At 51.8% G+C, this 22,617-nt stretch carries 19 protein-coding genes; 16 read left to right on the top strand and 3 right to left on the bottom strand.

Going from position 1 to position 22,617, the window contains the following annotated elements; genetic code table 11:
* Nucleotides 1-218: 218 nt before the first annotated feature.
* Both NBZ79_RS13675 and mgtE read left to right on the top strand, forming a co-directional pair.
* Nucleotides 219-2,546 carry an NADP-dependent malic enzyme gene (locus NBZ79_RS13675; protein WP_251933034.1) on the top strand — a complete coding sequence of 776 codons (2,328 nt, stop codon included), beginning with the start codon at nucleotides 219-221 and terminating at the stop codon, nucleotides 2,544-2,546.
* 5 nt (nucleotides 2,547-2,551) lie between these two features.
* On the top strand, nucleotides 2,552-3,955 hold the full coding sequence (gene mgtE, locus NBZ79_RS13670) for a magnesium transporter (RefSeq protein WP_251933033.1): 1,404 nt from the start codon (nucleotides 2,552-2,554) through the stop codon (nucleotides 3,953-3,955).
* Here the strand turns inward: mgtE and NBZ79_RS13665 are convergent.
* Nucleotides 3,952-4,851, bottom strand: coding sequence for a LysR family transcriptional regulator (locus tag NBZ79_RS13665; RefSeq protein WP_251933032.1), 900 nt, complete (start codon nucleotides 4,849-4,851; stop codon nucleotides 3,952-3,954). The two genes, mgtE and NBZ79_RS13665, sit on opposite strands and share 4 nt — an antisense overlap.
* A gap of 93 nt (nucleotides 4,852-4,944) precedes the next feature.
* Here NBZ79_RS13665 and NBZ79_RS13660 point away from each other — a divergent pair, with 93 nt between their 5' ends.
* The 6 genes from NBZ79_RS13660 (at nucleotide 4,945) to NBZ79_RS13635 (ending at nucleotide 10,484) form a co-directional block, all read left to right on the top strand.
* Nucleotides 4,945-5,733 (top strand): enoyl-CoA hydratase/isomerase family protein, encoded by a 789-nt coding sequence (locus NBZ79_RS13660; protein WP_251933031.1) that lies wholly within the window; start codon nucleotides 4,945-4,947, stop codon nucleotides 5,731-5,733.
* A gap of 4 nt (nucleotides 5,734-5,737) precedes the next feature.
* Entirely contained in the window at nucleotides 5,738-6,232 is a 495-nt protein-coding gene (locus NBZ79_RS13655; protein WP_251933030.1) for a PaaI family thioesterase, read from the top strand.
* Nucleotides 6,233-6,295: 63 nt separating this feature from the next.
* Entirely contained in the window at nucleotides 6,296-7,468 is a 1,173-nt protein-coding gene (locus NBZ79_RS13650) for an isovaleryl-CoA dehydrogenase (protein ID WP_274706787.1), read from the top strand.
* Between the two features lie 37 nt (nucleotides 7,469-7,505).
* A complete protein-coding gene (locus NBZ79_RS13645; protein ID WP_251933029.1) occupies nucleotides 7,506-8,693 on the top strand; it encodes an acetyl-CoA C-acyltransferase in 1,188 nt (395 codons plus the stop codon).
* A 37-nt stretch (nucleotides 8,694-8,730) separates the two neighbouring features.
* Nucleotides 8,731-9,867 carry an acyl-CoA dehydrogenase family protein gene (locus tag NBZ79_RS13640; RefSeq protein WP_251933026.1) on the top strand — a complete coding sequence of 379 codons (1,137 nt, stop codon included), beginning with the start codon at nucleotides 8,731-8,733 and terminating at the stop codon, nucleotides 9,865-9,867.
* A gap of 11 nt (nucleotides 9,868-9,878) precedes the next feature.
* Complete coding sequence (locus tag NBZ79_RS13635; RefSeq protein ID WP_251933025.1) at nucleotides 9,879-10,484, top strand: 2-hydroxychromene-2-carboxylate isomerase; 606 nt, start codon at nucleotides 9,879-9,881, stop codon at nucleotides 10,482-10,484.
* Nucleotides 10,485-10,549: 65 nt separating this feature from the next.
* Here the strand turns inward: NBZ79_RS13635 and NBZ79_RS13630 are convergent, their stop codons facing one another.
* Nucleotides 10,550-11,332, bottom strand: coding sequence for an SDR family NAD(P)-dependent oxidoreductase (locus tag NBZ79_RS13630; protein WP_251933024.1), 783 nt, complete (start codon nucleotides 11,330-11,332; stop codon nucleotides 10,550-10,552).
* A 145-nt stretch (nucleotides 11,333-11,477) separates the two neighbouring features.
* On the opposite strand from NBZ79_RS13630, the gene NBZ79_RS13625 reads away from it, so the two are divergent.
* Genes NBZ79_RS13625 through NBZ79_RS13605 form a run of 5 tightly spaced genes read left to right on the top strand, consistent with a single transcriptional unit; the run spans nucleotide 11,478 to nucleotide 17,317 of the window.
* Nucleotides 11,478-13,085, top strand: a complete 1,608-nt coding sequence (locus NBZ79_RS13625; protein ID WP_251933023.1) for a carboxyl transferase domain-containing protein — start codon at nucleotides 11,478-11,480, stop codon at nucleotides 13,083-13,085.
* A 9-nt stretch (nucleotides 13,086-13,094) separates the two neighbouring features.
* Complete coding sequence (locus NBZ79_RS13620; protein ID WP_251933022.1) at nucleotides 13,095-13,889, top strand: enoyl-CoA hydratase/isomerase family protein; 795 nt, start codon at nucleotides 13,095-13,097, stop codon at nucleotides 13,887-13,889.
* A 19-nt stretch (nucleotides 13,890-13,908) separates the two neighbouring features.
* Nucleotides 13,909-15,930 (top strand): acetyl/propionyl/methylcrotonyl-CoA carboxylase subunit alpha, encoded by a 2,022-nt coding sequence (locus NBZ79_RS13615; protein ID WP_420854613.1) that lies wholly within the window; start codon nucleotides 13,909-13,911, stop codon nucleotides 15,928-15,930.
* Nucleotides 15,927-16,832, top strand: coding sequence for a hydroxymethylglutaryl-CoA lyase (locus NBZ79_RS13610; protein WP_251933021.1), 906 nt, complete (start codon nucleotides 15,927-15,929; stop codon nucleotides 16,830-16,832). The genes NBZ79_RS13615 and NBZ79_RS13610 overlap by 4 nt, the downstream gene beginning before the upstream one ends.
* Before the next feature lie 50 nt (nucleotides 16,833-16,882).
* Nucleotides 16,883-17,317, top strand: coding sequence for a DUF1489 family protein (locus tag NBZ79_RS13605; RefSeq protein WP_251933020.1), 435 nt, complete (start codon nucleotides 16,883-16,885; stop codon nucleotides 17,315-17,317).
* Between the two features lie 3 nt (nucleotides 17,318-17,320).
* Here NBZ79_RS13605 and NBZ79_RS13600 read toward each other — a convergent pair whose 3' ends face one another.
* On the bottom strand, nucleotides 17,321-19,393 hold the full coding sequence (locus NBZ79_RS13600) for a molybdopterin-dependent oxidoreductase (protein WP_251933019.1): 2,073 nt from the start codon (nucleotides 19,391-19,393) through the stop codon (nucleotides 17,321-17,323).
* Nucleotides 19,394-19,593: 200 nt separating this feature from the next.
* Between NBZ79_RS13600 and NBZ79_RS13595 the strand changes: the two genes are divergently transcribed.
* The 3 genes from NBZ79_RS13595 to lpxK are packed head-to-tail and all read left to right on the top strand — an operon-like array spanning nucleotide 19,594 to nucleotide 22,615.
* Nucleotides 19,594-20,358 (top strand): lysophospholipid acyltransferase family protein, encoded by a 765-nt coding sequence (locus tag NBZ79_RS13595; RefSeq protein WP_251933018.1) that lies wholly within the window; start codon nucleotides 19,594-19,596, stop codon nucleotides 20,356-20,358.
* Nucleotides 20,358-21,629 (top strand): 3-deoxy-D-manno-octulosonic acid transferase, encoded by a 1,272-nt coding sequence (locus NBZ79_RS13590; protein WP_251933017.1) that lies wholly within the window; start codon nucleotides 20,358-20,360, stop codon nucleotides 21,627-21,629. The genes NBZ79_RS13595 and NBZ79_RS13590 overlap by 1 nt, the downstream gene beginning before the upstream one ends.
* On the top strand, nucleotides 21,626-22,615 hold the full coding sequence (lpxK, locus tag NBZ79_RS13585; protein WP_251933016.1) for a tetraacyldisaccharide 4'-kinase: 990 nt from the start codon (nucleotides 21,626-21,628) through the stop codon (nucleotides 22,613-22,615). Before NBZ79_RS13590 ends, lpxK begins: the two co-directional genes overlap by 4 nt.
* Nucleotides 22,616-22,617: the final 2 nt, after the last annotated feature.

Raw genomic sequence — 22,617 nt, 5'->3', positions numbered from 1 at the left:
GCCATGCAGCCTTGGTTGCGCGAAATTACTCAGGGTATTTACTTGCGAGAGGACCGCATCTTGCAAGTTATCTAAAACTGACAAATTATCAATTTCCATAAATGTGAAACAGATGGTCTGCAGCGCCAGTTATTTCCATATAAGACTGTTTTTTAATAGCAAATGGCGTGCTTCTTCGCTAAACCCTTAGTCTGTCGATACGGTCGAAGGGGTTGGTTATGGCGAAGGATATTTCTCAAAAGGCAATGGATTATCACCGGTTTCCTAGGCCGGGAAAACTGACGATTACCCCAACCAAGCCCATGGACACGCAAACAGATCTGGCCATGGCCTATTCGCCCGGTGTCGCTCATCCTTGCCTGGCGATTGACAAGGATCCAAATAAGGCGGCAGAGCTGACAGCACGGGGTAACCTGGTGGGTGTGGTGACCAACGGAACTGCGGTGCTTGGTCTCGGTGCGATCGGTCCCCTGGCCTCGAAACCGGTTATGGAGGGAAAAGCGGTCCTGTTCAAAAAATTCGCCGGCATCGATGTGTTTGATATTGAGCTGGCGCAAACGGATCCGGAAAAACTTGTTGATATTATTGCCGCAATGGAGCCAACGTTTGGCGGCATAAATCTAGAAGACATCAAGGCACCGGAATGCTTTATCGTGGAAAAGCTGTGCCGTGAGCGCATGAATATCCCGGTCTTTCATGACGATCAGCACGGAACTGCCATATGCGTTGCCGCGGCCGTTTATAGCGCTCTGAAGATTGTTGAAAAGGATATTGGTGAGGTCCGGCTGACGGCGTGTGGGGCTGGGGCTGCCGCACTTGCCTGTTTGAATTTGTTGGTAAGTTTAGGTCTGCCAAAGGAGAATATTACCGTTTGCGATATCCATGGAGTCGTCTATGCCGGGCGAGAGGTGGAAATGGATCCGTATAAATCGGTTTTTGCCCTTGATACGGATAAACGGACATTGTCAGATGCAATTGCTGATGCCGATATTTTCCTGGGCTGTTCGGGACCTGGCGCATTGAAAGCTGAAATGGTGGCGACCATGGCCGAGCAGCCGATCATTTTGGCGCTTGCTAATCCGACACCGGAAATTCTGCCTGAAGAAGTAAAAGCGGTGCGGCCCGATGCTATTATCGCAACAGGGCGTTCGGATTATCCGAACCAGGTGAATAATGTACTATGTTTTCCATACCTGTTCCGGGGCGCCCTTGATGTGGGTGCTACTGAAATTAATGAAGAAATGAAGATTGCCGCAGTCAAGGCCATTGCCGACCTTGCACAGGCCGAACAGTCGGATATCGTCGCCAAAGCTTACGGTGGAGAGCAGGCGAGTTTTGGTCCGGAATATTTGATCCCGACGCCCTTTGATCCGCGGCTTTATCTTGAAGTTTCCTACGCAGTCGCCAAGGCTGCTATGGACAGCGGTGTCGCCAGCCGACCGTTGGAAAATCTCGGTCAATATTACCAGGATCTGTCAAATTTCGTCTATCGTACCGGTTTCGTCATGAAGCCGCTATTTGATCGGGCGCGTCAGGATCTGATGCGGGTGGCTTATGCGGAAGGGGAGGAAGAGAGGGTTCTCTCGGCGGCGCAAACAGTTGTCGATGAAGGGCTGGCTGCACCGATCCTGATTGGCCGCCAGAAAGTCATCGAATATCGCATCAAAAAGCTGGGACTTCGTATCCGTGAAGGGGCGGATTTTGAAATTGTCGATCCCGAGAATGACCCGCGCTATCGTGAATATTGGCAGGCGTATCACAAGTTGCGGGAACGCTTTGGCGTGGATGTTGAATCCGCCAAGGCCCGTATCCGCACCAATACAACGATTATCGGGGCGATGATGGTGCATCTAGGGCACGCGGACGCCATGATTTGCGGCACCTTCGGCAAATATGACCAACATTACCGGCGGGTCTCCGATATCATTCCGTTCCGAGAGGGCGTGCGGGATGCCTCCGCGCTGCATCTTCTCATTTTGGCAGATCGGACCTTGTTCTTCACTGATACGCAAATCAGTCACGAGCATACACCCGAAGAACTTGCCGAACTGGCTATTCTGTCTGCGGATGAAGTGCGCCGCTTCGGCATAGAGCCAAAAGCCGCGCTGCTATCCTACTCAAACTTTGGGTCCACGGACATGCCGTCTGCCCGCCGCGCCCGCAAAGCACTTTCCATCATTGAAACGCTGGCGCCTGAACTCGAAATCGAAGGGGAAATGAAAGCCGATACAGCATTGATCCCGGCAATCCGCGAAACAATTTTTCCCAACTCAAGATTACAAGGACCCGCAAATCTGTTGATTATGCCCAATCTTGATTCAGCCAATATCAGCTATAACATTGCCAAAAGCATTGGCAAGGGAATTGCCGTTGGACCTATTCTCATTGGCATGTCAAAATCAGTTCATGTGGCGGCCGCTTCGATCACTGTGCGAGGCCTTGTCAATATGACTGCCATCGCTGCAGTGGATGCGCAAGATCACCTTGCCGGGAAAATGATGCCTGGCCCTGTTGCTCGAAAACAGCGTCTCATTGATGAAAGCTGAAAATCATGAAAGACGAGCCAGTAGAAAAACTACAGTCTCACTCTGAGGACATGGAAGACGTCGTTGGCCAATATGGTCTCAACGACGAGCTGGTAGAGGAAATCCAGACGGCCATCGATGAAAATCGCGCTGATCATATACGGGAGCTGGTCGCGGACTGGCACCCGGCAGATATCGCCGATCTTATCGAACAGCTCAAATCGAAGGATCGTTCAACATTTTTGGTAATGATGGACGGAGAGTTGGACGCGGATGTCTATTCCGATCTCGATGAAAATGTGCGTGACGACCTTGTTGAGGAAATGGAGCCGGCAGAGATTGCGGCTTTCATCACTGAGCTTGAAGTTGATGACGCGGTAGATGTTCTGGAAGACCTGGAGGAAGAGGAACAGCGAGAAGTCCTAAATGAAATCCCGATGGAAGATCGGGCGGCGCTGGAAGAGGGACTAGGGTACGAAGAGGATAGTGCCGGTCGCCTGATGCAGCGCGATCTAATCGCTGTTCCGGAATATTGGACAATTGGCCAGACAATTGACTATTTGCGCGATACGGATGATCTGCCCAACGAATTCTATGAAATTTTTGTTGTTGATCCGCGGCATTTTCCTATCGGCACTATTCCGCTGGACCGGGCTATGCGCAGCAAGCGAGATGTCTTTGTGCGCGATATCATGGATACGGAACAAAAACTGATTCCCGTTGATATGGACCAGGAAGAGGTGGCTTACCTGTTTCAGCAATATCGCCTCACCTCAGCGGCCGTGATCAACCCCAGCGGCATGCTCATTGGTGTGATTACGGTTGACGATATCGTTGATGTCATCAGCGAAGAGGCGGAAGAGGACCTGTTGCTTTTGGCGGGTGTGTCCGAAGATGACCTTTTCGAGAATATCCTGTCGACAGCCCGTACCCGGTTTCCCTGGCTACTCGTCAATTTGTTTACGGCCACATCTGCCTCGGTGGCCATTAGTATGTTCGACGCCACCATGGAAGCGATCATTGCGCTGGCGGTATTGATGCCTATCGTTGCCAGTATGGGCGGCAATGCCGGCACCCAAACCCTGACGGTTGCCGTCCGTGCCCTTGCCACCAAGGAACTGACATCGGCAAATATGTGGCGAATTCTCGGAAAGGAGATGTTTGTTGCTGCCTTGAACGGATCGTTTTTCGCCATCACGATTGGGTTGATCGCCTGGGCCTGGTTTGGAAATCCCCTTATCGGCATGGTCATCGCCATCGCCATGGTCACGAATATCCTGGTGGCGGGAACAGCCGGAATGCTGGTGCCTGTTACCTTGGATAAACTCAAGATCGATCCGGCGGTTGCGTCCAGTGTGTTTGTGACAACGACGACGGATATTATCGGTTTTGTTGCCTTTCTGGGTCTGGCGACCTTTGTCCTGCTTTAGCGGGCCCAGTCCAGATTTTTCGTCTTCGTCCGGTTGGGGCGCCATTCGTTGCTTGCTGCAAAGAGACGGAAAGACTGGATCAACTCGTTATCATCTGTACCGCGCCAGATAAGGCCAATTGTCCGCCCAATATTAATTCCGTCAACCGGGATCTGAACTACTTCCGGCGCTACGTGAATATCCGGCATCATGCACAGCCCAAGTCCGGCCCCAATCAAGGCTAAGGCTTTGTTATCCTGATCTGTTCGGAAAACGATATGGGGGTTGACGCCGGCGTTGGCAAAAGTCCGGGTTAAGTCAGTCCCGCTTTCACAGTGGGTACGATGAATGAAATCCAGCCTGTCCAGCCGTTTGAGGGGGATGGAACTGCGGCTGGCGAAGCCATGCTCTGCCGGTACAGATAGCAGAAATTTCCAGCTGTACAGGCGCTCAAACTCTCCCCTGTATCCTTCTTCCGGCGGTGTTGAAAAGGCTATGTCGATGCGCTGCTCGTAAAGCCATGATTGCAATTGGGCCTGCGTCCCTTCCTTGAGGGATGCCTGCACGTCAGGGTGCGACTGATTGAAGTCGCGCAAGAGGGTGGCAAGCCTGTTTGTGGGAATCCCCCTTAAAATACCGATTTGCAATCGAAGAACCGGTGTTTTGCGGGTCACTTCCTGCTTTGCCGCATTTACTTCATAAATGATGGTTCTCGCCCTCGGCAGAAATCGATGCCCGGCTTCCGTCAGGGAAATTGTTCGGGATTCCCGGCTAAAAAGTTGCAGTCCAAGTTCTGTTTCAAGTTTTTTGATGCCCGTCGACAAGGTCGGCTGACTAACGAAAGCCCTTTCCGCAGCCCGCGAAAAGTTATTGGTCTCGACGAGGGCGAGAAAATATCGAAGCTGATAAATATCCATACTATTGATTGTATCAATAGTTACGATCGAAACAAATCATTTTGTCTATCAATTTTTAGGCCGTATATTTTATAAAACTAAAAGGAGAAGCTGATGCCATATGAAGCCGTAGATTTTGACCTCATTGGGAATGTTGCCGTTATCACAATGAACCGGCCGCAAAGCGCCAATGCTTTGGATATGACCATGGGGAAAGAGCTGATGGAATTGTCGATCGAATGTGATGAAAATCCGCAAATCCGGGCTGTAATACTGACGGGAGCGGGCCGGTTTTTCTCTGCGGGGGGTGATTTGGCGGGCTTTTCCGATGCCGGTGACAACATGTCCAAGGTCCTGAAAGAGCTGACAGTTTATATACATGCGGCTTTGTCACGGTTTGCGAGGATGGATGCACCCCTGATCACGGCTATCAATGGCATGGCGGCGGGTGCTGGTTTCAGTATGTCCGCCTGCGGTGATCTGGGAATAGCCTCGGAAGATGCAAAATTCACCATGGCTTATACAAAAGGTGGATTGGTGCCGGACGGCAGCTCAACATATTATGTGGCGCGCCATATTGGATTGCGCCGTACACAGGAACTGATGTTTACCAACCGCGTCCTCACGGCCCAGGAAGCCCTCGACTGGGGGCTGATTAATAGGATTGTTCCGGCCGACAAGGTTATGGATGAAGCCATGAGCCTGGCAACAGAACTTGCGAACGGGCCGACAAAAACATTTGGGCTGGTCAAGGATCTGTTGCTGAATACCTTCAGCGACAGCCTTGAGACGCAAATGGAAAAAGAAGCCAGGGGAATTGGCGCGGCGAGCTTGACGGAAGATGGTCGTGAAGGCATCACTGCCTTCCTTGAAAAACGCGCGCCAGTGTTCAAGGGAAAGTAGACGGATGACCATTGCACAGGCCCAGAATCCGGAATTTGACAAAGTGGTTGTCGATAGTTTTTCTCGTCAGCCCTTTATGCATACCATCGGTGCGACATTAAGCACTCTGGAGCCAGGAATCTGTGAAGTCAGTGTGGATAGAGACGAGAGCTTGACACAGCAACATGGGTTCTTTCACGGAGGGCTTGTGGCGGCTGTTGCCGATTCTGCCGCCGGATATGCGGCTTTTTCCCTCTTTCCTGTCGACAGCACCGTGCTGACTGTGGATTACAATGTAAAGTTTCTGCGTCCAGCTAACGGCAGTACTATACGAGCCTGTGCAGAAGTGGTGAAACCAGGACGCACTTTATATGTCGTTAAAGCCGACGTCTTTGTGAAGGATGCCGGGGCGGAGCGTCATTGTCTGACGGGACTGTTCACCATGATGTGCTTGATGGGTAAGCCCGATGCACAAAATCTCGGACGGGAACCCCATAAGATGTCGACGGAAATGACATGAAGTACCATATTAATATCAGTACTCTTAATCGGCGCGAGCTAACCAGATCACGAAGGACGTAATATGTCAGCAATTCATTTTCCCAATCTGAACTTCGGTCTCGGGGAGACCGCCGACATGATCCGCGATACAGTCGCTGGATTCGCTGAAACGGAGCTGGCGCCGCGCGCGGCGGAAATTGATGAGACCAATGAATTCCCTATGGATATGTGGGAAAAAATGGGATCTCTCGGTTTGCTTGGTATCACAGTGAATGAAGAATATGGCGGTGCTGGCCTCGGCTATCTGGAGCATGTCGTCGCGGTTGAGGAACTTGGTCGCGCTTCCGCTTCTGTCGCGTTGTCCTACGGGGCGCATTCAAACCTTTGCGTTAATCAGATTCATCGCAATGGTAGCGAGGAACAGAAATCCAAATATCTTCCCAAGCTGATTTCAGGTGAGCATGTGGGGGCGCTCGCCATGAGCGAGCCGGGTGCCGGGTCTGACGTTGTTTCCATGCGGCTTCGGGCGGATAAAAAAGGCGATCACTATGTTCTCAATGGGAACAAGTTCTGGATAACCAATGGGCCAGATGCCGATGTTCTTGTTGTCTATGCCAAGACAGTGCCGGATGCGGGTCCGCGCGGTATTACGGCTTTTATCATAGAGAAGGGGTTTAAGGGTTTCTCAACAGCTCAGAAGCTCGACAAATTGGGGATGCGCGGATCGAACACCTGCGAATTGGTGTTCGAAGACTGCGAAGTGCCGGTTGAGAATGTGATGGGGCCGCTGAACGAAGGCGTCCGCGTGCTGATGAGCGGGCTGGATTATGAACGGGTTGTTTTATCTGGCGGCCCGCTTGGGATCATGCAGGCATGTCTGGACAATGTGATCCCTTATATTCATGATCGGGAACAGTTCGGTCAGCCCATCGGAACTTTTCAGTTAATGCAGGGTAAAGTTGCCGATATGTATTCAACGATGAACGCTTGCCGGGCCTATGTCTATGCAGTTGCGAAAGCCTGCGACCGGGGGGAGACCACGCGCAAAGATGCCGCCGGCGTCATCCTCTATGCGTCGGAGAAGGCGACGTTGATGGCACTGGAAGCAATTCAGGCCCTCGGTGGTAATGGATATATCAATGAATATCCCACGGGGCGGTTGTTGCGGGACGCGAAACTCTACGAAATTGGGGCCGGTACCAGTGAAGTTCGACGGATGCTTATTGGCCGTGAACTTTTTAATGAAACTTCTTAATAAAGAATAACAAGATACTGAAAAATGGAGATTAATTATGAGTGAAGATTCTATTGTCATCGTCGGTATGGCCAGAACACCCATGGGCGGTTTTCAGGGTGACTTGTCCGATGTTAAAGCACCTGAGCTGGGCTCTGTTGCCATTAAGGCCGCCATGGACCGCGCCGGCGTGACGGGAAGCGATATCGATGAAGTTATCATGGGCTGCGTTTTACCCGCAGGTTTGGGCCAGGCGCCCGCCCGGCAAGCGTCGTTCGGGGCCGATATTCCCGACAGCGTTGGCTGTACGACCGTTAATAAGATGTGTGGATCAGGGATGCGGGCGGCCATGTATGCTTATGATGCCATCAAGGCGGAAAGCAGTGACGTGATGGTTGCCGGTGGTTTTGAAAGCATGACCAACGCACCATATATTCTGCCGAAAGTGCGGGACGGATTGCGGCTTGGACACGGGGCTGTAAAGGATCACATGTTCCTTGACGGGCTGGAAGATGCCTATGAAGAAGGCCGACTGATGGGCAGCTTTGCCGAAGAAACCGCTGGTCTGTACCAGTTTACGCGTGAAGCACAGGATGCCTATGCCATTGAATCCCTGGCTCGCTCTAAAAAAGCGACCGAGGATGGTAGTTTTAACGCTGAAATCACGCCGGTAACAGTCAAGACACGTAAAGGCGATGTCACGATTGATAAAGACGAGCAACCTCTAAAAGGCAATCCGGATAAGATCCCGACATTGCGGCCGGCCTTTGCCAAGGATGGTACGGTTACTGCTGCTAATTCCTCCTCCATTTCGGATGGTGGCGCAGCGCTGGTTATGATGAAACAGAGTGAAGCTGAAAAGCGTGGATTGAAGCCGATTGCCAAATTCCTCGCCCATTCAACCCATGCCCGCAAACCGTCGGAATTTACCATGGCGCCCATTGATGCCATTCAGAAGGTGATGGACAAGGTCAACTGGACCAAGGACGACGTGGACCTGTTCGAAATCAACGAAGCGTTCGCCGTTGTCACCATGGCCGCCATGAAGGATCTGGGTCTCGATCATGATAAAGTCAACGTCCATGGTGGGGCTTGTGCGCTGGGCCATCCTGTTGGGGCGTCCGGTGCGCGGATTGTTGTCACGCTGCTGTCAGCGTTGCAGAAATATGGCAAGAAGCGGGGCGTAGCTGCGCTTTGTATTGGCGGTGGCGAAGCAACGGCCATGGCCCTGGAATTGGCGAGCTGAGAAACCGACAGGGGATGCCAGACGAGGATGATGTGATATGATTTTAACAGAAGAACAGACAATGATCCGCGATATGGCGCGGGATTTTGCTGCCAATCGTCTGGCCCCGAATTCTCTTGACTGGGAAGAGGCCCAGTCAGTTCCCAAGGACGTGTTTCAGGAAATGGGCAGTCTTGGCCTGATGGGCATGACCGTGCCGGAAAGTTTTGGCGGGGCGGAAACCGACTTTATTTCCTATGCCTTGGCACTGATGGAAATTGCCGGTGGGGATGGGGCCATCTCAACCGTTATGAGTGTCAATAATTCTCCTTGTTGTGCGGCAATCCTGAAAGACGGTACGGAAGCGCAGAAGCAGGAATTTCTCGTGCCGCTTGCCAAAGGGGAGATGATCGGCGCGTTCTGTCTGACGGAACCGCAAGCCGGTTCCGATGCGTCCGCCCTGAAAACCAAGGCCCGCAAGGATGGCGATCATTATGTCATCAATGGCACTAAACAATTTATCACCTCCGGCAAAATTGGTGGTTTGGCCCTTGTTTTTGCGGTGACGGATCCGGCGGCCGGCAAGAAAGGCATTAGCTGCTTTATTGTTCCCACATCGACCGACGGATATCGGGTTGTCTCTGTTGAAAAGAAACTGGGGCAAAAGGCGTCTGATACTTGCCAAATCGCCTTTGACGACATGCGTATCCCTGCAGAAAACATGCTGGGAGATGAAGGTGCCGGCTATCGGATAGCGCTGGCAAATCTGGAAACCGGCCGTATTGGCATTGGCGCACAGAGTGTCGGTATGGCGGGGGCTGCGCTTGCTGCTGCTATCGACTATTCCAAAGATCGGCAGACCTTTGACCAGGCAATTATCAATCACCAGGCCGTCGGGTTTCGACTTGCAGATATGGCAACAAAGCTGGAGGCGGGACGGCAAATGGTTTTGCATGCTGCAAGCCTGAAAGATGCAGGCCTCCCCTGTCTGACCGAAGCCAGTATGGCCAAGCTATTTGCCTCCGAAATGGCTGAAGAGGTGTGCTCTGGTGCGATCCAGACCTTGGGCGGTAATGGTTATATTGCAGAATATCTGGTGGAAAAGATTTATCGGGATGTACGTGTCTGTCAGATTTACGAAGGCACTTCCGATATCCAGAAACTGGTGATTGTCCGCAATCTGGCCGCGGCGTAAGGCGGATAATCATGCCCTTGCCCATCGACTTCTATTTTGATTTTTCCTCGCCTTATGCATATCTGGGCAGCCGGTTAATTGGCCCGGTTGCGAAAAAACACGGCCGGGAGGTGCGCTGGCATCCGTTTATGCTGGGCGTGGCCATGAAAGGTGAGAAAACCTTTCCGCTGACACAATATCCCCTGAAAGGTGATTATTCGCGGATGGATTTCGACCGAACGGCGCGGCGGCACAATATTCCGTTCAATATGCCCGTCGATTTTCCAAAGGTCACGTTAGCCGCCTCCCGCGGGTTTTTGTGGATCGCGGTCAATGATCAGCCAACGGCGATTGCCTTCGCGCAGAAAATCTTTCAAGCCTATTTTGTGGACAACCGGGATATTTCCGATCCGGAATTGGTGGCAGGTATCGCCGAAGAGGTCGGCATCGACAAATCGGCTTTTCTGGAGGCTATTCAAAGCCCCACGGTGAAAGAGGCCTTCAAGGCGTCGGTAGAGGAGATTGTGTCCGGCAAGAAGGTTTTTGGTGCACCTTATTTTGTCGTCGATGGCGAAGCTTTTTGGGGTGCGGACCGGGTCGGTCAGCTGGACGACTGGTTAACGGAGGGGGGATGGTAATGCACTGTCTCAATTGCAAAAGGATTTCCAGCTCCGGCCCTCCGAAGCTGGAAGCAGGTCGTGCCCTAGAACAGGAAGTAGCCGCCATCAATCAGGAAGCTGTCGCCGGTATGATAGGAGCTGGCGTTGGACATGATATAAACAGCAATAGCGCCGAAATCTTCAGGTTGTCCCCACCGTTTTGCCGGAATACGAGGTTTCACGGCGTCAGAAAACTTTTGCCAGCCAATGGCGTTTTCCGTCATCGCCGTTTCGATCCAGCCGGGCAGAATGGCATTAGCCGTAATCCCTTTTCCCGCGAACTCAACAGACAGGGCGCGGATCATGGAAATGACACCGCCCTTGGTCGCCGCGTAATGCTCGTTTCGTGCCGCGCCGGAAATCGCCGCAAGACTTGCCGTCGCAACAAGCCGTCCGCCCGCGTCGCCATTTTCGGCACGCTCGACCATATGGCGCGTGGCCGCCTGAAGTGTGTAATAGACACCATCAAGATTAACGCCCAGAACGCGATGCCATTCTTCGTCATCAATATCCAGAAAGGATTTTTTGCCGGAACTGACGCCTGCATTGGCGAAGCATCCGTCAACCCGTCCATATTGGGACAGGGTTTCCGCAAAGCAGTCCTTGACTTCTTTTTCATCGGCGACATTACACGACAGGGACGATACCTTCGTGCCATGGGCTTTGAGCTGTTCAACCGCCGCGGCGTTTTTGGTCTCATTGGTACCCCAGATGCAAACATCGCCGCCAGCTTGCGCAATGGCATCTGCCATGCCGAGGCCAATACCTCCGTTACCACCTGTGATGAGAGCGACCTTGCCGGTCAGGTCAAATGCGTTATAGGCCATTCCTGGCTCCTTTTTAATTTTTTGATCGGAACCAGATCCGTAACATACTGTAATTCAATCTCCAAGGGATCGATTGCAAAAGTTGGGCTGCATGAGCAAAACCCACCGACACTGATTTTTACTTGAAAGAGGGAAACACAAGTAGATGCCTGTTTTAAAAAGTAATCTGAATACGCGAAGCGATGACTTCAAGAGCAATGCCGCCCATATGCAGTCACTTGTCGATGATTTGAGCGATAAAGTAAATGTCATCAAGCAAGGAGGTGGCGAGCGGGCGCGCGAAAAGCATTTGTCGCGCGGTAAATTGCTGCCGCGAGAGCGGGTCCGTAAGCTTCTGGATCCGGGCTCGCCCTTTATGGAATTCAGTCAGATGGCGGCATGGGACATGTATGGCGGAGATATTCATTCGGCCGGGCTGATTACCGGCATTGGACGGGTTTCAGGCCGTGAATGCGTCGTTATTTGTAATGATGCAACGGTAAAAGGCGGAACTTATTACCCCCTCACAGTCAAGAAACAGCTGCGAGCCCAGGAAATTGCCCAACAAAATCATTTGCCCTGTATTTATCTGGTGGATTCCGGCGGAGCAAATCTCCCAAATCAACAGGATGTATTTCCGGATCGGGAGCATTTCGGCCGGAGCTTCTATAATCAGGCGAATATGTCGGCCATGGGTATACCGCAGATCGCTGTGGTGATGGGATCCTGTACGGCAGGCGGTGCCTATGTTCCAGCCATGTGTGATGAAAGCATCATTGTTCGAAATCAGGGCACGATTTTCCTTGCGGGTCCGCCACTGGTGAAAGCGGCGACCGGGGAAGTTGTCTCCGCAGAAGATCTTGGCGGCGGCGAAATGCATTCCCGAACGTCCGGTGTAACCGACCATCTGGCTGAAAATGATACGCATGCATTGGAGATTGCGAGAAATGCGGTCGCTAATTTTAATCGGCCGAAACCAATGCCGCTCGAACTCAGAACCCCGAAAGATCCGCTATATGATCCCAAGGAGATATATGGGCTCATTCCGCAGGATATGCGGACGCCTTTTGACGTACGGGAAATAATCGCCCGTCTGGTTGATGGCTCTGAGTTTGACGAGTTCAAAAAGAACTACGGGGCAACATTGGTCACCGGTTTCGCGCATCTGCACGGGTATCCCGTCGGTATCATCGCCAATAACGGAATTCTTTTCTCGGAATCGTCCCTGAAAGGGGCTCATTTCATAGAGCTTTGTTGCCAACGGAACATCCCGCTTCTGTTCTTGCAGAACATCACCGGGTTTATGGTCGGACAAAAATATGAATCAGGCGGCATTGCCAAAGATGGTGCGAAATTGGTGACGGCGGTAGCAACGGCCAAAGTGCCAAAATTCACCATGATTTTTGGGGGATCCTTCGGCGCTGGAAACTATGGCATGTGTGGCCGTGCGTATAGCCCCAGACTATTATGGATGTGGCCCAACGCCCGGATCTCCGTTATGGGAGGTCCGCAAGCGGCCTCCGTCCTTGCAACTGTCAAGCGGGACAGTATGGAAGCGCGAGGAGAGACCTGGAGCGCCGAAGAGGAAGCGGCATTTAAAGCACCCGTCGAAGAGCAGTATGAAAAAGAAGGGCACCCGTATTTTGCCAGTGCCCGTATCTGGGACGATGGTATCGTCGATCCTGCCCAAAGCCGAAGAATGTTTGGACTTGGCTTGTCCGCCTCCCTTAACGCACCAATAGAGCCGACTAAGTTCGGCATGTTCCGGATGTAGGAGAAATTTATGAGCGAAGAATCAGCAGTCCTCCATTTTTCAACAGATGGAATAGCGACTATAACCTTGAACCGCCCCGATGTTCACAATGCTTTTAACGAGGAGCTGATTGAGCGTCTCGGGGACATGTTTGAAGATGTTGGCAAACAAGACGGCGTTCGTGCCGTCGTTGTTGCCGCTGCCGGAAAGAGCTATTGCGCCGGCGCCGACTTGAACTGGATGAAACGCGCAGCGGGCTTTACGGAAGAAGATAACCGCGAAGACAGTTTGGCGTTGGGGAGAATGTTGAAAAACCTGCATGCTATTCCCAAGCCAACCATTGCTCTTATTCAAGGGCCAGCCTATGGCGGCGGTCTTGGTCTTGTTGCCGCCTGTGATATTGCAATTGGTGTCAGGTCCGCGAAATTCTGTCTTTCGGAGGTCAAGCTGGGCCTGTTGCCAGCGGTGATTTCTCCTTATGTGGTTGAAGCGATTGGCATTCGCGCCTGCCGGCGGTACTTCCTGACGGCGGAAGTGTTCGACGCCGAGGAAGCATATCGTTTGGGATTGCTGCACATGCTGGTTGATGATGTGCATAATCTGGCAGAAGCACGGGACATATTTCTGTCCCAGATAGGCAGTAACGCGCCGGGCGCCATGGCCGATTCAAAAGATCTGATTTATACGGTAGCGGGCAGGCCTATTGAACAGGATGTCATTAATGAAACCGCGCACCGTATCGCGGCACGCCGGAAAACGGACGAAGCGCGGGAAGGCATTGAAGCTTTTCTTGAAAAACGCAAACCCTCCTGGAAACTATCCTGAAGAAGCGAGTAACTGCATCGTGTTTGAAAAAATTCTTATAGCAAATCGTGGCGAAATAGCCTGTCGGATCATGGAAACAGCGCGTATTCTCGGCGTTAAGACAGTGGCGGTTTATTCCGAAGCTGATGCGACCGCCCGTCATGTGCAAATGGCAGACGAAGCCGTGCTTATTGGTCCGGCGGAAGTTTCTCAAAGCTATCTTAAAGCTGATACTATCCTGGAAGTAGCTCGAAAAACGGGCGCACAGGCTGTCCATCCGGGATATGGGTTCCTGTCAGAAAATGCTGATTTCGCCGAAAAATGCGCAGCTGCGGACATTGCCTTTATCGGGCCGCCAGCATCCGCTATTCGCGCCATGGGTTTAAAAGACGCAGCAAAGGCAATGATGGTCGACGCCGGGGTTCCTGTCGTGCCGGGCTATCATGAAGAAAGCCAGGATCCTGATCTACTTGCTGCTGAAGCAGATAAAATTGGCTATCCCGTCCTGATTAAAGCCGTTGCTGGCGGCGGCGGGAAGGGTATGCGTCAGGTTGACCGGGCGGAAGACTTTGCCGCGGCTTTGGCATCGGCTATGCGTGAAGGGCAGTCTGCATTTGGCGACGCCCGGGTATTGATCGAAAAATATCTTACCAAGCCGCGCCATATTGAAATTCAGGTATTTGCCGATAGCCACGGCAATGCCGTACATTTGTTTGAAAGAGATTGTTCATTACAAAGGCGACACCAAAAAGTCATCGAGGAGGCGCCGGCGCCGGATATGCCGTTGGCGATGCGTGATGCCATGGGAGCTGCCGCTGTCGCAGCGACAAAAGCGATTGGATATGTTGGTGCAGGAACCATCGAATTTATCGCCGACGTTTCCGATGGTTTAAAAGAAGATGCCTTTTATTTCATGGAGATGAATACGCGCCTTCAAGTGGAACATCCAGTTACCGAAATGATTACTGGGCAGGATCTGGTGCAGTGGCAGTTGCTGGTCGCAGCGGGGCAGAAGCTACCCTGCGGACAGGAGGATCTGAGCATTTCCGGTCACTCGTTTGAAGTTCGGCTATATGCAGAGGATCCAGCCAACGACTTTTTGCCGGCGACGGGTACATTGGCTCGGTTGCAAGAGCCTCAGGCCAGTAAGACAATCCGTATCGATACGGGCGTCCGGCAAGGGGATGTGATTAGTCCGTTTTATGATCCAATGATTGCGAAATTGATCGTATGGGATGAAAATCGGGACGGTGCCTTACGTAAGTTGAGAACGGCATTGGCGGAATACCAGGTGGCGGGGGTCGCGACCAACCTCGATTTTCTGTCAAAAATTGCCGGCCATCCGGCTTTCGGTGCCAAGGATCTTGATACAGGATTTATTGAGCGCTTTAAAAATGATCTGGTCCCGGCTTCTCCGGTGCCGACAGATGAAGATTTCGCGCTGGCTATCCTGCATATATTATTGACCCGGGATGCCACAGCGTCGAAAGAACTTGTTGATAGTACCGATCCGTACTCGCCGTGGAACGACTTACATGGTTGGCGGCTCAATGACACGGGACATGATGATTTTGTGTTTAGTGTTGGCGATGAAGACGTAACGATCATAGCTTACTACGAAAAATCCGGCTTCAGGTTGGCATTGCCCACGGGCGATGTTCAGGCCTTTGGATCTTTGCTACCAGATGGCACTCTTTCAGTGACACTTGGCGATCGGAAATTCAGCGCTGCAGTTGCTACGATTGGATCGAAGCTCGTTGTCATGAACGCAGGTCGGCAGGTTGAGATCCAGCAGGTCATTGATGACTTCGAAAATACTGGCTCGGAAAGCGGGGCAGGCGTTGTCTCTGCGCCAATGCCGGGGAAAGTCATTCAGTTGTTTACGGAACCCGGTGCGGCTGTTGCGAAGGGCGATCCGTTGATCGTCATGGAAGCGATGAAAATGGAACATACACTTGTCGCGGCAGCGGACGGGGTTATTTCGGATATATTTCATGAAATCGGTGACCAGGTTGATGAAGGTGCTCTCTTGATCAATATCGATGTCGGGAGTGAAGAATGACCTATCCCCGCAAAGCCCGGATTTTTGAAGTGGGGGCCCGAGACGGCCTTCAAAATGAAAAGCAGATTGTTCCGGCAGATATTAAGGTGGAATTGATTGAACGGCTGGTCGATGCTGGTGTTTCAGCCATAGAAACCGGTAGCTACGTATCCCCGAAATGGGTGCCGCAAATGGCAGATACGGCGGACGTCATGTCAAAACTTACCCGTCGAGACGGAGTGACTTACGCGGTGCTTACCCCAAATATGAAAGGATATGAGGGGGCTCTGGCCTCAAATGCCGATGAAATAGAGATTTTTAGTGCGGCATCCGAAATCTTCAATCAGAAGAATATCAATTGCTCGATTGCCGAGAGTCTGGAACGTTTTGCACCTGTTACAGAGGCGGCGACGTCTCAGAATATCCCTTATAGAGCAAGTGTTTCCTGCGCTCTTGGTAGCCCGTTTGGTGAGGAAATTACGCCACAGGCGGTCGCAGATGTCTCCAAAAAGCTTTATGACATGGGCGCATATGAAATCTCAATCGCTGACACAATTGGTGTCGGCACACCGATCAAAACCAAAAAAGTTCTGGAAGCTGTGGCGGAGGTTATTCCATTGGACGTCATTGGGGTTCATTTTCATGATACATATGGGCAAGCATTGGCCAATTATCATGCGGCATTAGAAATGGGTATTTCCCGTCTCGATAGCTCTGTCGCGGGTCTTGGCGGCTGCCCTTATGCACCCGGGGCTACAGGGAATGTGGCGACAGAAGATGTTGTCTATATGTTGGATGGAATGGGTATTGAAAGCGGAATTGACTTGCCTTCATTGGTGAAAACAGCCTGGTTCATATCAGACTATTTGGGGCGGCCACCGGTCTCCAGTGTTGCCCGGGCCATGAAGGGCAAAATTCACTAGATTTCAGCCATTACTGGACAAATAGGGGCATAACAGGGTATTAGAACCCCATGTCAGTAAATTTACTCATTGTAAGCGTCGGTATCACTACCGTCGACCAACTACGGTCGAACCAATCCCGTCGACTTATCGCCGGTCCCCTTTGTCATGTGACCAAGCAGCGCCCGCAACGAGAGGCGGAGTTATTGGACGGTGGATCTGTCTACTGGATAATTAAAGGTCACATCGCGGCCCGTCAGAAAGTTGTCGAACTTGAGCGATTGTTCGATCATGAAGGCGAAAAATGCGGTGTTATTCTGGATTCCGAGTTGATCGAAACAGAGCTGTTTTCCCGCGGCCCGCATCAGGGCTGGCGATATCTTGAAGAAGAAGACTCGCCGCGTGATCTGCGGGACCTGGTTGAAGAGGCCGAAAATGACGATGACACAGAAGGCGAACTCTCCGAAGAGATGGCCGCTGAGCTTAAATCGCTGGGGCTTCTCTAACGCCTAGCCGTTTTCTGGTTTAATCCAAATTGCCGTATCATGGAATACAGCGCCGCCGGCCGGTTTGCCGGATTCGGAGCTTACAAGAAGATTGATCCCAATTTTTTCAATAAAGAACTTGTTGGGCCATATGCCTTCCACGATTACAGTTCCGGGCTGCAATCCGTCAAAAATCTGTACATGGATAAGCAGGGATCCAAGTTCGTTCCCAATACGGACAATGGCACCTTCCTCAGTACCAATATCTGCTGCCTGATCGTTGCGGAGCATAATTGTCGGTCGCTTCTCGCGCTTCAGTGATGAAGGTGTTGCGGTGAAAGAGCTATTGAGGAAATTTCGCGCCGGGGCAGTGACCAGCCGATAGGGATGCTGTTCGTCTGCCTTGTCAATGACCTCCCAGTGATCGGGAAATTTCGGCATTCCGTGATGGTTTTTCCCTGCCTTTGCCCAATCCGGCGAGAAATGGAATTTTCCGTCACTATGGCCAAACCCTTTTAGGAAATGAGCGTCTTCAAACGGGATCTGGCAATCATGCCATTTACTTTGTGTCAGGCTATCAATTCCGGGCCATCCGGAATCTGTTAGTTCGTGATCTATTAGCTCTCTGGCGGACATCTTGAAAGAGGGATGTGATACGCCAAGACGCTCTGCCAGTGCCGATATGACATCATGGTTGGAGCGGCATTCTCCCAGCGGTTCAATAATCTTTGGACCCATATTGATATGGTTTTGACCACCAGCCTGATAAAAATCATCATGTTCGACGAAGGTTGTTGCGGGAAGAACGATGTCCGCCATCTTGGCGGTTTCCGTCATAAATTGCTCATGTACGCACACGAACAGATCTTCGCGGGCAAATCCCTGATGCACTTTTCCAAGGTCGGGAGCGACATCCATGGGGTTGGTATTTTGGATAAACAGGGCCGTTACCGGGGGGCCGTCGCCTAACTCATGCTTGTCGCCCATCAGAACAGGCCCAATGCGTGACTGATCCAACATCCGGACAGAATGATCCCGCGCATCCAATCCTTCGATCAGAGACTTATTCCAGTGAAAAATACCGCCATTGGTATGAAATGCACCGCCCCCTTCATATTGCCAGGCACCGGTAACCGCCGCAAGGCAGCTGGCGGCATGCATATTCACCGAGCCATTGCGGCCTCTGGCGAAACCATAGCCCAAACGCAAATAGGATTTCTTCGTCTGGCCGTATAACCTGGCGAAGGCATAAATTTCTTCGACGCTCAACCCTGTTATATCCGATGCCCATTCCGGCGTCCGGGTTTGCAGGTGAGCTTCCAATTCTTCGAAATCATTCGTGTATTTTGCCATATAGTCACGGTCGGCCATGCCTTCGGCGAATAAAACATGCATCACAGCGCAGGCCAGCGCCCCGTCTGTGCCAGGTTTCACTGTCAAATGCATGTCCGCGGACATCGCCGTGGCATTCTTATACGCATCAATAACGACAATTTTTGCGCCGCGTTCCTTGCGCGCTTTAGTGGCATGGGTCATGACATTGACTTGGGTATGAACAGCATTCGTACCCCAGATAACAACCAAGTCAGATTTCGCCATTTCTCGCGGGTCTGTTCCGTGAAGTGCGCCGGCCCCAACCATCCACCCCGTCCGGGCCAATGTGGTGCAAATGGTTGAATGCTGGCCAGAGTATTTTTTTACATGGCGCAGGCATTCAATCGAATCCCGCTGGAGGAGACCCATGGTACCGGCATAGTAATAAGGCCAGATGGTTTCAGGGCCATATTCCTTTTCGCGTTTCAAAATTTCTGCAGCGACTTGATCAAGCGCTTCCTCCCAGGAGATGCGCTCCCATTGTCCCGAGCCTTTGGGTCCAATGCGCCTTTGTGGAAACATAAGCCGATCCGGATGATGCGTCCGTTCTGCATAACGGGCGACTTTCGCGCAAATGACGCCGGCAGTATAGGAATTGCCTTCTGCTCCTCGGACGCGCCCAATTTGCTGCGGGCCGAGTTTTTCGATTTCGAGCGAACAGGTTGAGGGGCAGTCATGGGGGCAGGCGGAGGCTTTGATTTCGATCTCAGGTGCTGTAGACATTGGCTCACTATTTCTTTGCTGAACATAGAAGAGGTGGGGCGCGCAACGATATTTTTGATGCAGCGTAATAAAATATTGCAATTTTCGCAATTCAAAAAATAGAAGAAAGCGCAGTTTTAAGCCAATTAGGCGATAGTGATTTCGGATTTTTGGCAATTACGCTGGAATTGACATCAAGGGCAAGATATATCGGGTCATACATGCGGTTGCAGTTAGGTTTTGATGGGTTGTCGGCAGTTAAAAAAATATTGAAAAGTGACGGAGCGAAAGCGGTTATTAGTTTCGTGGCGGCAGGTTATATCTGGCTTGTTTACCGAACCAGTCGCTGGCAGGTGATTAACGGCGATGCGCCCCATCGCCTGATGGCCGAGAAGAAGCCCTTTATTTTGGCTTTCTGGCATGGCCGTTTGTTAATGATGCCCATTTCTGTAAAGAAATCGACTAAAGTTCATGTCATGATCTCATATCATGGTGACGGTGAAATTATCGCCCGGACCATTAAACACTGGGGACAGAATAGTGTGCGTGGATCTGCAACAAAAGGTGCCGCAGCGGCTTTTAAGCAGATGATGAAGGTCCTCAGGGCGGGTGAGGTTGCGGTAATCACACCAGACGGGCCGCGTGGCCCGCGAATGCGGGCGCAAGAAGGCGTCGTCAGGCTGGCTGCGATGTCGGGTATGCCAGTCTTTCCGGTTAGCTTTTCCACGACACGGGGGAAACTGCTCGGAAGCTGGGACCGGTTTTTTGTGGCCGGACCATTTAGCCGGGGAGTTGTAACCTGGGGCGACGGTATTTTTGTGCCGAAGCGCGACGAGGGCGGGGCGTTCGAAAAGAGTCTGATGGAAATAGAGAATAGTCTAATTGCCATTACCCAAAATGCCGATGAGCTTTGCGGCCGGGAAACGGTACAGCCGGAAAGCCGAGACAAGCCCGTAAAACCGCATAAGAAACAGGTAGAAGCTTGATGTATATGGCGCTTTACAATGGCGTGCTGTGTCTTGCCAGCCCTTTGATTTCGCAGCATATGAGCAGAAGACTGCGCTCGGGTAAGGAAGATGTAGCACGTTATAGTGAACGCCTCGGGACGCCTTCTGTAGCGCGACCGGAAGGGGAGCTGGTCTGGATCCACGCGGCATCTGTGGGTGAAGCCATATCCGCGCTTTCACTGGTTGACGGCTTGCTGGAATCGACGCCTGACCGGCATATATTGGTTACGACGGGAACACGGACTTCAGCTGAGATTATGTGCGAACGATTACCGACCCGCGCATTTCACCAATATGTGCCGATTGACAAAAAAGAGTATGTAGCTCGGTTCCTGGAATATTGGCGACCGGACGCCGGTTTGTGGATGGAATCAGAAATATGGCCTAATCTTATTCGTGAAACAGCATCGCGTCAGATACCGACCATGCTCGTGAATGCGCGGATTACAGATAAATCATTCAGGAAATGGCGACGATTTAGCGGTTTTTCCAGATTGTTGTTCAGTAGTTTTGAGAGCTGTACGGCTCAGTCGGAGATTTCCGCCGATCGCTTGCGTAGGTTGGGGGCGCGTGATGTTGAGTATTTGGGAAACCTGAAATTTGCGGCGGACCCGCTGCCTGTTGACGAAGAGGCGTTGGCCGCGTTGTCTGAATCGACCCGGGATCACCAACTTTGGCTCGCGGCCAGTACTCATCCGGGCGAGGACGAGCAAATCGTCGAGGTCCATAAAATACTCTCTCAGGTGATGTCAGATCTTTTAACCGTTATTGTGCCGCGTCACCCCGAGCGGGGAGATGAGATTGTGGAAATGGCATCTCGGCTCGGTTTTAATACTGTGCAACGATCCCGTGATGAAAAGATAACGGTGTCTACTGATATTTATGTGGCCGACACCATTGGAGAGCTTGGGCTTTTTTATCGATTGGCTGATGTCGTGTTCATTGGCGGATCCCTTGTGGAAAAAGGAGGGCAGAATCCGATGGAAGCCGCGCGGCTTGATTGCGCCATTCTCCATGGGCCGCATATGGAGAATTTTTCGGAAGTCACTGCGGAGTTTAAAGCGGGATCCGGTGAGGTCGAGATAAGAAACGCCCCGGAATTGTCAAAAGCTGTGGCCACATATCTTACCAATCAGGCAAAGCGTGAAAAAATTGCGGGAAATGCCAAGAATGTAGCATCCAAAGGGACCGAGATTTGCGCCACCATAGTCGCCAAGGTTGATCACAAACTAAAAGAGAGAAGATCGTGAAAGCCCCGAAATTCTGGCGAAGTGACAGGAACTCAAGCCTGTTACCCACCTTGCTCAAACCCGTAAGCTGGATATATCGCGGAGCTGATCGATTGAACCGCCGCTTTCAGGCGACCAGACAGGTGGGAATTCCCGTTGTCTGCGTGGGGAATGTCGTCGCCGGCGGAGCAGGTAAAACGCCGGTTGCCATGGCCATAGCAAAATTTTACCTGAGTAAGGGGCTAAAACCCCATTTCCTCTCCCGGGGGTATGGTGGAACATTGAGCGGGCCGGTGCGCGTCGTGCTGGATGTTCATACGTATGCAGAGGTGGGCGACGAGCCACTGCTTCTCGCTGAGATTGCCCCGGCTTGGATTTCCCGCGATAGAGTACAAGGCGCAGAAGCTGCGCAAGCCGCAGGGGCTGATATCATTATCATGGATGACGGATTTCAAAACCCAAGCCTGCACAAAGATATGTCGTTGCTTGTCTTTGATGGGGATTTCGGGGTTGGGAATGGAAATTTACTCCCGGCGGGACCGTTGCGGGAGCCCGTTGAAAGTGCTCTTGCACGGGCTCAGGCCGTGGTTCAGGTTGGCGGCTCCAAAGGATCACTTGCTGCGCTCGGCATCAAAAAAGATATGCCTTTTTTTAGAACCTTTCTAGTACCGGATCCAACGGCGAAGGTCATTTCTTCCGAACGCGTCGTCGCCTTTGCGGGTATTGGAAGGCCGGAGAAGTTCTACGACAGTTTACGGGGCTCAGGCTGTGAGTTGATAGAAAGTTTCAGCTTTGCCGATCATCACGTTTATACTGCGGACGAGCTGATGAAAATGGTTGAGCGGGCAAACAAGCTGGATGCCGCTCTTGTTACAACAAGAAAAGATTATGTCCGGCTGTCCGGCGAGGCGAAATTGATGGTCACTGTATTCGACATTGAATTGAATGTTGAGGCGCCCGATGCGTTTCAGGAGTTTTTATTGTCTGTTCTCCCAAAGGCGCCCTAGTT

The sequence above is a fragment of the Sneathiella marina genome (assembly GCF_023746535.1).
Classification (GTDB): domain Bacteria; phylum Pseudomonadota; class Alphaproteobacteria; order Sneathiellales; family Sneathiellaceae; genus Sneathiella; species Sneathiella marina.
The sequence above is the reverse complement of the archived record's forward strand: the minus strand, read 5'-3'. Positions and strand labels throughout refer to the sequence as shown.